9 protein-coding genes and 2 pseudogenes are annotated in these 10,737 nt (G+C 72.5%); 9 read left to right on the top strand and 2 right to left on the bottom strand.

All coding sequences use genetic code 11. The annotated features are described in order from the left end of the window. Window positions 1-172: 172 nt before the first annotated feature. Window positions 173-1,336 (top strand): annotated as a pseudogene (locus Vgi01_RS30705) (adenylate/guanylate cyclase domain-containing protein); the annotation flags it as partial. A 684-nt stretch (window positions 1,337-2,020) separates the two neighbouring features. Here Vgi01_RS30705 and paaI read toward each other — a convergent pair. Beyond that, window positions 2,021-2,383 (bottom strand): annotated as a pseudogene (gene paaI / locus Vgi01_RS30710) (hydroxyphenylacetyl-CoA thioesterase PaaI); the annotation flags it as partial. A gap of 214 nt (window positions 2,384-2,597) precedes the next feature. Here paaI and Vgi01_RS17345 point away from each other — a divergent pair. Next, a complete protein-coding gene (locus tag Vgi01_RS17345; RefSeq protein ID WP_102656292.1) occupies window positions 2,598-3,356 on the top strand; it encodes a class I SAM-dependent methyltransferase in 759 nt (252 codons plus the stop codon). A 59-nt stretch (window positions 3,357-3,415) separates the two neighbouring features. On the opposite strand, the gene Vgi01_RS17350 is transcribed toward Vgi01_RS17345, so the two are convergent. Then, the gene (locus Vgi01_RS17350) at window positions 3,416-4,630 is read right to left on the bottom strand and encodes an MFS transporter (RefSeq protein WP_102656291.1); all 1,215 of its coding nucleotides are present in this window, start codon (window positions 4,628-4,630) and stop codon (window positions 3,416-3,418) included. Window positions 4,631-4,810: 180 nt separating this feature from the next. Between Vgi01_RS17350 and Vgi01_RS17355 the strand changes: the two genes are divergently transcribed. The 7 genes from Vgi01_RS17355 (at window position 4,811) to Vgi01_RS17385 (ending at window position 10,370) form a co-directional block, all read left to right on the top strand. Then, a complete protein-coding gene (locus tag Vgi01_RS17355; RefSeq protein ID WP_102656290.1) occupies window positions 4,811-5,791 on the top strand; it encodes a LacI family DNA-binding transcriptional regulator in 981 nt (326 codons plus the stop codon). Window positions 5,792-5,950: 159 nt separating this feature from the next. Then, window positions 5,951-6,877 carry an LppM family (lipo)protein gene (locus Vgi01_RS17360; protein WP_233196583.1) on the top strand — a complete coding sequence of 309 codons (927 nt, stop codon included), beginning with the start codon at window positions 5,951-5,953 and terminating at the stop codon, window positions 6,875-6,877. An 87-nt stretch (window positions 6,878-6,964) separates the two neighbouring features. Continuing rightward, window positions 6,965-7,300 (top strand): hypothetical protein, encoded by a 336-nt coding sequence (locus tag Vgi01_RS17365; RefSeq protein WP_102656289.1) that lies wholly within the window; start codon window positions 6,965-6,967, stop codon window positions 7,298-7,300. Between the two features lie 13 nt (window positions 7,301-7,313). Beyond that, complete coding sequence (locus Vgi01_RS17370; RefSeq protein ID WP_102656288.1) at window positions 7,314-7,922, top strand: glycine zipper family protein; 609 nt, start codon at window positions 7,314-7,316, stop codon at window positions 7,920-7,922. Continuing rightward, a complete protein-coding gene (locus tag Vgi01_RS17375; RefSeq protein ID WP_204291696.1) occupies window positions 7,919-8,608 on the top strand; it encodes a carboxypeptidase-like regulatory domain-containing protein in 690 nt (229 codons plus the stop codon). The genes Vgi01_RS17370 and Vgi01_RS17375 overlap by 4 nt, the downstream gene beginning before the upstream one ends. A 27-nt stretch (window positions 8,609-8,635) precedes the next feature. After that, window positions 8,636-9,889 carry a phage tail sheath subtilisin-like domain-containing protein gene (locus Vgi01_RS17380; protein WP_204291697.1) on the top strand — a complete coding sequence of 418 codons (1,254 nt, stop codon included), beginning with the start codon at window positions 8,636-8,638 and terminating at the stop codon, window positions 9,887-9,889. Window position 9,890: 1 nt separating this feature from the next. Further along, on the top strand, window positions 9,891-10,370 hold the full coding sequence (locus tag Vgi01_RS17385; protein WP_204291698.1) for a phage tail protein: 480 nt from the start codon (window positions 9,891-9,893) through the stop codon (window positions 10,368-10,370). The last annotated feature ends 367 nt before the right edge of the window (window positions 10,371-10,737 follow it).

Consider the following 10,737-nt stretch of genomic DNA (forward strand, 5'->3'; position numbering starts at 1 on the left):
CTTCCCGTTCTACCGCCGCCGCACCCCTGTCCCCCACCTCGCGTCGACATTGCGACCAACCGGTTGCGCCCGGCCGACATACGTCGTTCTGCCGATCCGCCGGTCAGACCTGCAGTGACAGTCTCCCCGCAACGTCGACCCAAGCGGGGAGAGGCGGGTGCGTCCGATGCCAATGTCCACCATCGTCCGTGCTTACGGGCCGACCAGCCGATTGCGCTGGTCGGTGACCGAACAGCGGCGGACCGTCACCGTGCTCTTCGTCGACATCGTCGGGTCGACCCGGCTGGTCGACCGGCTCGACCCGGAGGACGTCCGGGCCCTGCAACGCGTCTACTTCGGCACCGTCGCCCGGGTGCTGCGCCGCTGGGACGGGGCGGTGGAGAAGTACGTCGGCGACGCCGTGATGGCCCTGTTCGGCGCGCGCACCGGTGACGGGTGGCAGGCGTACCGGGCGGTGCGGGCCGGCCTGGAGATCCAACGGGCGCTCGACCGCCGTACCCCCGCCCTGGCCCCCGGGCTGCGGGTGCGGGTCGGGGTCGCCACCGGCGAGGCGGTGGTGGACCTCGGGATGGGGCACGACGGCGGGCACGGCGTGGCCAGCGGCGCGGTCATCACCCTGGCCGCCCGGTTGCAGGGGTACGCGCCGCACGGCGGGGTGGCGCTCTGCGCGGCCACGCACCGGGCCGTCGCCGGCCTGATCGCCCAGCAGCCGGTGCCGGCGGTGACGGTGGCCGGCAAGGACGTGCCGGTCGACATCTGGCTGGCCACCGGCACGCTGCGTCCCGAACTGCCCTCGGCCGACGGCCCGTTGCTCGGCCGGCGTCGCGAGCTGGCCGTGGCCCGCGAACACCTGACCGAGGCGGTACGCGGATCCGGTCCACGGCGTCTGCTGCTGACCGGGCCGCGCGGGGCGGGCCGCAGCCGGTTGCTCCGCGAACTGGTCCGCAGCACTCCCACAGTGGAGGGTGGCGCGGTGCGATGGTGCGTGACGACCTGCCCGCCGTACCCGGACGGTCCGCTGACTCCGCTTGTGGACCTGCTGCGCGGGCTGGCCGGGGTCCGTGACACCGACGACGCCGCGACGGTACGTCGTCGCCTGTCCGCCGCCCTGCACGGGCAGGTGTCGGCGCAGTGCCTGGCGGCGGCGACGGCTGCGGTGACCGGTGCACCCGGCACGACCGGCGTCCGAGCCGCGGCCTGTTGGCGGGAGGTGCTGCTGAGCCTGGCCCGGCGGCAACCGGTGGTGGTGGCCGTCGACGATCTCGACCGGGCCGCGCCGGCGCTGCGTCACCAACTGGACCTGCTGCTCGACCAGGCCACGGCCGACGGCCTGCCGCTGGCGCTGGTCGCGACAGGTACCGGCGAGGTTGCCGGATGGGCCCCGGTGCCGTTGCGTCCACTCGACGCGGTGACCACCGGCCGGTTGCTGCACCGACTGTTGCGCCGGGCCGGGCGGCCGATCTCGCTGGTGCGGCACCTGATCCCGCTCGTCGGCGGCAACCCCGGCTATGCCAGGGCGTACGTGGACGCGCTCGACGCCGACGCGGCGACCCCTCCCCCCGTGCCGGAGAGCGTGCGCCGGGTGGTCGACGCCCGGCTGGACCGTCTCGACGATTCGCTCCGGATCGCCCTGATGGCCGCCACCGTCTCGACCCGCTGCTCGGCGACGCAGCTGGCCCGCGCGGTGGGCTGGTCGGCGGATCGGGCGGCAGTGGCGCTGGCCGACCTGACCAGGGCGGGTCTGCTCGTGGCGCTGCCGACCGGCGGACACCGGTTCGCCGATCCGGTGCTGGGCCAGGTCGCCGCCGCCCGGCTGACCCGGGCCCTGCGGGCCGCGTTCGCCCGCCGGGCCAACCTCACCACGATGGCCGGCCGGACCGGCGGTGCCGTGGAGGCCGGCCAGCCGGCGGAGGTGTGTGGTGCGGCGGGGCGGGTCCGGGCCGGTGGGTCAGCTTCGGCGGCCGGCAGCCGCTCCGGCACTGGACTTCTCCGCCGGGTCGGGGCGGCCCGTGCCCGGGCGCAGGGAGCGGCTGTGGCCTCGGAACTCGGCCACCACCTGCCCGTCCTCGCGGGTCACCGTGACGTCGTAGATCCCGCTGCGCCCGTACCTGGTGCGTTCGGTGGCGCGGGCGAGCAGCAGGTCACCCTCGTGCGCCGGACGGACGAAGGTGATCTCGCCACCGGCCGCGACGGTCACCGGCCCGTGGCTGTTGCAGGCGAGCGCGAAAGCGGTATCGGCGAGCAGGAACACGAAGCCGCCGTGGGCGATGCGATGTCCGTTGACCATCTCGGCGGTGATCCGCATGCGGGCCACCGCGGCACCGTCCGCAGCCTTGATCAACTCAATGCCGAGCCGGTTCGAGGCCACGTCGGCGTCGAACATCTCGTGCGCGGCGGTGCGCTGCGGTTCCACCTGACTCCTGAGGCCGTACGGTCGGGCGGGCCCCGCCCTCGGGCGACCATGTTATCGCCGGTGGCAGGGGCCGTCGGCATCCGCCGACGGCCCCAGGATCATCGCCCCGCCATTCTCTCTCTATTGCAAATTGTTGGCAACAACTCTGGACAGGTTCCGTGAGATGTAAGTAGCGTGTCCGGCTGTGAGCACTTACATCTCGGACATGGACGCCTGGCAGGAGAGCTGGGACCGGCAGCAGGAGGCGTACCTGCCGGATCGGGAGCAGCGCTTCGCCGCCATGCTCGACGCGGTCGACGCCATCCGCGACAGCGCGCCGCTGCGGCTGCTCGACCTGGCCGGCGGCACCGGCACCATCTCGCTGCGCGCATTGCGCCGCTTCCCCGACGCCGACCTGACCCTGGTCGATCTGGACCCTGCCCTGCTCGCTCTCGCCACCGCCACCTTGGGTGACCGGGCCAGCATCGTGACCGCCGACCTCGGCCGCCCCGACTGGCACACCACCCTGCCCCACCGGCACTACGACGCGGTGCTCACCGCCACCGCGTTGCACTGGCTGCCGGCCGAGCGGTTGGCCGACCTCTACGGCGAGGTACGTGACCTGCTGCGCCCCGGCGGCCTGCTGGTCAACGCCGACCACATGCCCGACGACGGTCTGCCGGAGTTGACCGAGCGGCTGCTGGCCCGGGCACGACGACGCCGCACTGCGCGGTACGCCGCCGGCGCCGCCCTGTCCTGGTCACAGTGGTGGCAGCAGGCCGAACAGGACGAGACGCTGGGCCCGCTCGTACGCCAGCGTCAGGCGATCTACCCGACCGGCCACAGCCCGGAGTGGAATCCGCCGGTCTCCTGGCACCTGGCCGCCCTCTCCGCCGCCGACTTCACCGAGGTCGGCACCCTCTGGCGCGCCGGCCCCGACGCCGCCGTGGTCGCCGTCAGGTGACCGACCGGTCCTGGTACGAAAGCGCCCATGGAACGGCGGTTTCGTACCAGGATCTCGACTCAGCGTGGCGGCCGGGCGGCGGGGACCAGAGCGAGGGTAGGCAGGAGGAGGATGGGCACGACCAGTAGGGCGCGCAGCGTGCCCACCTGGTCACCGAGCAGGCCGAGCAGGGGCGGCCCGGCAAGGAACGCGGTGTAACCGATCACCGCGACCACGCTGACCCGGACGTGGGCGTGCTCCTCCTCGTCGGCGGCGGCGCTCATGCCGACCGGGAAGCCCAGCGAGGCGCCCAGGCCCCACAGCAGCACACCGACGACCGCGATCGGGCCGGAGCCGGCGAGCACCGCCAGGGCGGCCCCGACGATGGCGAGCACGATGGTCACGGTCAGCACCGGCCCTCTCCCCCACCGGTCCAGCGCCACCGTGCCGAGGGTGCGACCCACCGTCATGCCGACCACGAAGAGACCGAAGACCGCCGCGCCGGCCGCCTCGCTGAAGCCGTACCCGTCGATGAAGGCCACCGCGAGCCAGTCGTTGGCGCTGCCCTCGGCGAAGGCCACCGCCAGCACCAGCAGGCCGATGAGCAGGGTGCGGGGCTCCCGCCAGGCGGCGAGCAGGCGTCGACGACGGTCCGCCGGGGTGCTGGGCTGCGCCTCCGGCTCGGCCGCCAGGAACGCCCGCGCCCCGAGCAGGGTGCCGCCGAGCACCAGCGCGGCCAGGACGCTGAGGTGTACGCCGATCGGCACCCCCAGCCGGGCCGCCCCCGCACCGATCCCGGCACCGGCCACCCCGCCCAGGCTCCACGCGGCGTGGAAGCGGGGCAGCACCGTACGCCCGAGTCGACGCTCGACGGCCGCACCCTCGATGTTCATCGCGACATCGCAACTGCCCGAGCCGTAACCGACGGCGAACAGGCCCACCGCCACTCCGGCCAGTGAGTCGAGCACGCTTGCCGACACCCCGGCGACGGTCAACCCGATCGTCAGGATCAGCGTGGACAAGGCCACCGCGCGGGCCGCACCGAGCCGCTGGGTCACCAGGCCGGCGGTGGGCATGGCGACGATCGCACCGATGGACATGGCCAGCAGGAGCAACCCGAGGCGTCCGGGGGTCAGGTCGAGGCCGTCGCGGACCGCCGGCACCCGCGCGAACCAGGTGGCCACGGCCAGCCCGTTGAGCGCGAACACCACCGCCACGCCGTTGCGGGCGGCCAACACGGTACGGGACGGGCCGGAACTGGCCGGCGCGGCCGTGGGGATGGCGCTGGGATCCACCTGTTCGCGTTCCTCTCCTGGTGCCGACCTTTCGCCACGATCCCACACCTGGGAGCGCTACCAGCACAATCCTCCCCGGTCCTTACCGCCGGGCCCTTCCGCGAGGCATGATGCGCTCGGACGCCCGCACGAGGCGCGCAGGACAGGCAACCGCGCAGGACAGGCAACGGGGAGCACATCATGACGACGGCACGACGGCACGCCACCCTGGAGGATGTCGCCCGGGCGGCCGGGGTGTCCCGGTCGACAGCGTCGCGGGTCCTCGCCGAGAGCGGATTCGCGTCACCGATCGCCCGGGAGCGGGTGCGTGACGCCGCCGACCGGCTCGGCTACGTGCCCAACGCGGCGGCACGGGCGCTGGTGCGGGGTGCCGGCGTACGCCTGCTGGTGGCGGTGGCGGGCACCTCGCCGGGGGTGCTCGACGACAGCTACCTCGACCAGGTGGTCAGCACCACCGCGCAGGTCTGCGCCCCGTACGGGCTCGGGGTGACGGTGGCGTGGGTGCCGCTGGACCAGCCGGGACAGCTCGCCCGGCTGGCCGACGATCGCGCGGTGGCCGGCCTGGTACTGGTCAACACCACCGAAGCCCTGCTCGATGTGGTGCCGCGCCGGCTGCACGGGCGGACCGCCTCGATCGGGATCGGCTCGACGGCCGTACCGTCGGTGGACATCGACAACGGCGGTGGCACCAGCGCGATCGTCCGTCACCTGTACGCCGCCGGCCGCCGGCGGATCGCGATGGTGACCGGCCCGGCCTGGCTGGCCTGTTCGCGCCGCTCGGTGGAGGCGTACCGGGGGCTGCTGCGTGAGGCCGGGCTGCCGGTTCGGGAGGTGGCCGGGGACTTCAGCGCGGCGCGCGGCCGGTCGGCCGCCCGGGAGGTGCTGCACCGCTGGCCGGACACCGACGCGATCGTCGGGATCAGCGACGCGACCGCGCTGGGCGTGATCGACCAGTTGCGCGCCGACGGGGTACGGGTGCCCGCCGACGTCGCGGTGACCGGGTTCGACGACATCCCGCTGGCCTCGGTGACCGCGCTGACCACGGCGAGCCACCCGGTGCGGCGGATCGCCGCAGCAGCAGCGACCATGGTGTTGGAACAACGCCCGGCACCGCCGACGACCATGTTCCCCTCGTCGCTGGTGCTGCGGGAGAGCGCGTAGCTGCCCTGATCAAGATGCGCAGGCAGCCAACCCTTCAGAATATCCATCCGCACCATTTCCAGCCTCGGCTGAATGTGACTGACCATCGGTAAGATCGGCGACTTGCTTATGACTGATCGCTGACTGATGGGTCGGACGGAAAGCGCACACACTGTGCCCATGAGAAGTGGGTTCGGGCGCATCAAGACACTCCACGGTGTGGTGTGCCTCGTCCTGCTGGCGGCCCTTTCCGGCTGCATGCAACTCAACATCGGGCTCACCGTCAAGGCGGACGACACCGTCAGCGGGCAACTCCTGCTGACCGCCGAGCGCAAGGTCCTGACCTTGAACAACAAGACCGTCGAGCAGGGCTTCGCCGACCTTCGGCAGAACATTCCCGCGCTGCCGCCCGGCCCCGAGACCCCGTACGCGACCGACACCCACTTCGGTTTTCAGATCAACTACCAGAATGTGCCTCTCGATCAATTCGACAGCGAGAGTCTGCGCATCGTCCGGGCGAATGACCGCTACGTCTTCACCCTGCCACTCGATCCGAAGAAGTACGGCGGAAAAGTGGCCGAACAGGACCCGGAAAATCAAGCCAGATTCATGTTGTTGATGTCCTTCGAGATCGCCGTGACCTTCCCCGGCCGCGTTCTCGACGTCAACGCCGGCGGCCAGGTCAACGACCGGACGGTGACCTGGCGGGTCAACCCCAACGAACCCAAGCCGGCCGAGCTACGTGCCGTGGCCGAGGCGCCACCCCGACCGTCCGCGGCCGCCGCGGACACCGACGCCGCCGGCGGGCCGCCGTGGCTGCTCATCGCCGCTGGTGCGGTGGTACTGCTGCTCGTCGCCCTGCTTGTCGTCCTGCTGCTGCGCCGCCCCCGCGCAGCCGGCGACTCGACCACGGACACCGAGGCCACCGCAGCCAGCGCGGCCGGCGAGGTGACCACGGCCACCGAGGGTAGTGCGGCCGGCGAGGTGACCACGGCCACCGACGGCAGTGGGGCCGCTGACGCCACCACAACCGTCGAACCCACTGACGGCACCGCCCTTCCGGCCGCGCCGCGCACCACGATTCCCGGCTCGCCGGGTGCCGGCTGACCTGACCGGCCGCCGCCCGCCCGGACAAGGCGGACGACACCTCCTCCTCCCCACCCCGCACCACCGCGCATCGAAGGGAGATCGGCCATGAACGATCTCTTCACCTGGGCCGCGCTGGGCAGCCTCACCGGCGCGAGCGCCGCGACCCTGCTCACCACGAACGTCATCGGGGGCCTGATCGGCCCCAGCGCCGACAAGGCGCGCAAGTGGATCGCGCTGGGCATCGCGCTCGCGCTGTCGTACCTCACCGCGGCCCTCGCCACCGACGTGGGCCCGGAGAAGTGGATCATCGCGTTCTTCAACGGGCTGGTCATCTTCTCCGCCGCGCTCGGCATCAACCAGTTGCCGCCCGGCAACCGGCAGGCGACGCCGATCCAACTGGCGCAGGGCAACGAGCCCCGCTTCGTCCGCTCCTGGGCCTGAACGGAGCAGTGTCATGGTCTTCGGCATCATCAGCGCTGCCGTCCACGTCGCCGCCGGCGCGGTGCTCGGTCTACTCGTCGGCGGCCCGGTCGGGCTGCTCGTCGGCGCGGTCCTCGGCCTGCTGGTCGGTGGCGTCTTCGGCTGGGCGATCACCTCGGCCCAGGTCTACGGACCCGACGCGCGAGGGGTGTTCCTGTTCGTGGTCGACCACACCTGGAGCCTGCTGAACACCCTGGTCGGCGCGCTCTACCTCGCCGTACACCTGCTGTTCGGTCATTCCCTGGACCGCGCCACCTCCCAGCACAGCTGCCGGGTCAACGTGCTGGAGGGGGTTTCCCCCCGGTACGCCACCACGCTCGGCACCGTCTGCGCCGGCTCCGGTCCGGGCATCCAACGGCACGAGGACGTGCACGTCTTCCAGGCCCGCCTGCTCGGGCCGCTCTACATCCCGCTGGTCGTGGCCAACTACGTGCTGTTCACCATCGCGCCGGTGTGGCTGCTCTACCACGACCACGCGGGCGCGCCGATCAACCGGTTCACCCGGTACTTCGAGATCGGCGTCTACCCGCACGTGTGGAACGAGGCCATCGCGTACCGCATCCAGGGGACACCACCGCGATGAGCGACCCCGGGCCGATCGAGGGCGCCACCGCCGACCTGGCGGCGTGGCTGGCCGGGGCGGCGGGTGCCGCCGTTCCGGTCGGCCCGCCCGGGCCGGACACCGATCCGGGCGGGTTGACCCTCTGGCCGCTGGAACTGCGGCCGGTCCGGCAGACCCGGGGCAGCGGCGCAGCCGAGCCCTACCGGTTCACCGTCCGCTACCTGCTCGCCGTGGGCGGACCGGACGCCCTCGCCGCGCTGGACCGGGTGCTCGTCGCGGCCACCACCACGGGAACCCACACGCTCACCCTGGAAGCCGGCGACCCGGCACTGTGGACGGCGTTCGGCGCGCCGCCCCGACCGGCGCTGCTGATCGACGTGCCGGTCCAGATCACCCCCGCGCGGCAGCCGGCCGCGCCGGTCCTGCACCCGCTGCGGCTGCGACAACTGGACATGCTGACCTTCGACGGTCGGGTCGTCGGCCCGGCCGAGCAGCCGCTCGCGGCCATGCGGGTCGAGGTCGTCGGTCAGGCGTACGCGACCCGCACCGATCCGGCCGGCCGGTTCCGCATCGTCGGCGTACCCCACGATCCCGAGCAGCCCGGCCCGGTGCGGCTGCGGCTCACCGGCCGGGGTCAGGTGCTCACCGCCGAGGTCGATCCGACCGAGCCCGACATCGTCATCGTCTGCGCCCCACCGACCCGCTGACCCACCGACCCGATTCCGGGAGGACCGATGCCCACCTACTTCTCGCCCGGCATCTACGTCGAGGAGGTGCCCGGTGCTGCCAGACCGATCGGACCGGCCGGTACCAGCACCGCCGCGTTCGTCGGTGTCGCGCCCGACCGCACCGCGCACCTCGGCGAGGCCCTCGCCGTGAACAACTGGACCGACTTCCTGCGCCTCTACGCCGACGGCGACGACTTCGAGAGCACCCCGTTGGCCCGGGCCGTCTTCGGTTTCCTGGACAACGGTGGCACCCGCTGCTGGGTGGTCAACGTCGGGGAGGGCGGCGCGGTCACCGGCACCGGCCGCAAACGCGCCGGCCTCGACCTGCTGGAGGCGGTCGACGAGATCTCCATCGTGGCCACGCCGGGCTTCCACGATCCGGTCTCCCACGAGGCGCTGTTGAGCCTGGCCGAACGCACCCGTTCCATGGTCGCCATCTGCGACCCGCCACCGGACATCGACGACATCTCCACCCTGACCCGGGTCGCCACGCCCGGCTCGACCCGCCCGGCCAAGCCCGCCGACACCGCCGACCCGGACTCCCCCGGCTCCGGTGGTGGCTCGGGGGGCGGATCGGGTGGTGGTGGCCCGGTGTCGAACCGGCCCCGGCAGTCGGACTACGGCGCCCTCTACTACCCCTGGCTGCGGGTGCGCGATCCGCTCTCCGGTGACCTGGTGCTCACCCCGCCGAGCGGGCACGTGGCCGGCATCTGGGCCCGCACCGACGCCCTGCGCGGGGTGCACAAGGCGCCGGCTAACGAGCCGGTACGCGGCGCGGTCGACCTGGGCCACCTGGTCACCCGGGCCGAACACGACGTGCTCAACCCCAAGGGTGTGAACGTCATCCGCTACTTCCCCGGCGAGGGCATCCGGGTCTGGGGCGCGCGTACCCTCGCGGCAGAGGCCAGCGAGTGGCGTTACCTGAACGTACGCCGGCTCTCCATCTCCATCGAACAGGCCATCGCCAACGGCACCCGCTGGATGGTGTTCGAGCCGAACGACTTCTCGCTGTGGCGCTCGATCCGCCGCGACATCGGCGCGTTCCTGACCCGGGTGTGGCGCGACGGCGCGCTGCTGGGCCGTACGCCCGAGGAGGCGTTCTTCGTCAAGTGCGACGAGGAGACCAACCCGGCCGACGTCCGCGACGCCGGCATGGTGGTCGCCCACATCGGCATCGCCGTGGTGAAGCCGGCCGAATTCGTGGTGTTCAAGCTGAGCCAGTGGGCCGGCGGCACCGAGACCGAGACGATTGGAGGCTGACATGCCGACCACGGCCACACCACAGCCGGGCGCCCCGGTCGACCCGTACCGTGCGTACAACTTCAAGTTGCTTGTCAACGGCGTCACCAACGGTCATTTCACCGAGGTCAGCGGCCTGGAGGTGAACATCCCGGCGGTGGCGTACCGGGAGCAGGGCAACGACCGGATCCGGATGATCCCCGGCCAGGTCGAGTACGGCCCGGTCACCCTGCATTTCGGCCTCACCTCGTCGCGGGAACTGTGGGACTGGGTGCACGCGGTCGCCCGCGGCACGGTGAACCGCCGCAACGTCTCGGTGGTGCTGCTCGACGCCGCCGGCACCGCGGAGGTGCTGCGCTGGAACCTGATCAACGCTTGGCCGACGAACTGGCGCGGCGCGCACCTGAACACCCTCGGTCAGGAGATTGCCATCGCGGCGCTGACCCTGCGCTACGAGAGCCTGGAACTGGAGGCCGGCGGTGCCGCGCCGACGACCGCTTAGCCGGCTGGCCGATCTGCTCCGGTCCGCGGCCCAGGCCGTGGACCGCGTCGCCGGCCCCGCGGTCGCCTCCCCGGTCACCGGCCCGGCACCCGACGCCACCGCTTCCCCCCGACGTCCCGGTCGGCCACCGGAGCACTGGCTGCGAGTGGTCGAGGCGCACGCCCCCGGCCTGCTGCGCGACCTCCCGCCCGACGAACCGTCGCCGGCCACCGCAGCGCCTGCCTACGACGGGCCGGACCACGGCGACGCTGCCGTCTCACTCCACGCCCCGACCACTGCGGAGGGCGGTCCATACACCGCACCCGGCTATACGTCCACCGACCCCTTTGCTCTGCTTCAACCGACGCAACGGCCACTGTCCGGATAT

The organism is Micromonospora gifhornensis (assembly GCF_016863515.1).
Classification (GTDB): Bacteria; Actinomycetota; Actinomycetes; order Mycobacteriales; family Micromonosporaceae; genus Micromonospora; species Micromonospora gifhornensis.

Coding starts and splice junctions, on each gene's coding strand:
- Vgi01_RS17385 (WP_204291698.1), top strand. CDS start 9,891: ATGCCGACCACGGCCACACCACAGCCGGGCGCCCCGGTCGACCCGTAC.
- Vgi01_RS17380 (WP_204291697.1), top strand. CDS start 8,636: ATGCCCACCTACTTCTCGCCCGGCATCTACGTCGAGGAGGTGCCCGGT.
- Vgi01_RS17375 (WP_204291696.1), top strand. CDS start 7,919: ATGAGCGACCCCGGGCCGATCGAGGGCGCCACCGCCGACCTGGCGGCG.
- Vgi01_RS17360 (WP_233196583.1), top strand. CDS start 5,951: ATGAGAAGTGGGTTCGGGCGCATCAAGACACTCCACGGTGTGGTGTGC.
- Vgi01_RS17370 (WP_102656288.1), top strand. CDS start 7,314: ATGGTCTTCGGCATCATCAGCGCTGCCGTCCACGTCGCCGCCGGCGCG.
- Vgi01_RS17365 (WP_102656289.1), top strand. CDS start 6,965: ATGAACGATCTCTTCACCTGGGCCGCGCTGGGCAGCCTCACCGGCGCG.
- Vgi01_RS17355 (WP_102656290.1), top strand. CDS start 4,811: ATGACGACGGCACGACGGCACGCCACCCTGGAGGATGTCGCCCGGGCG.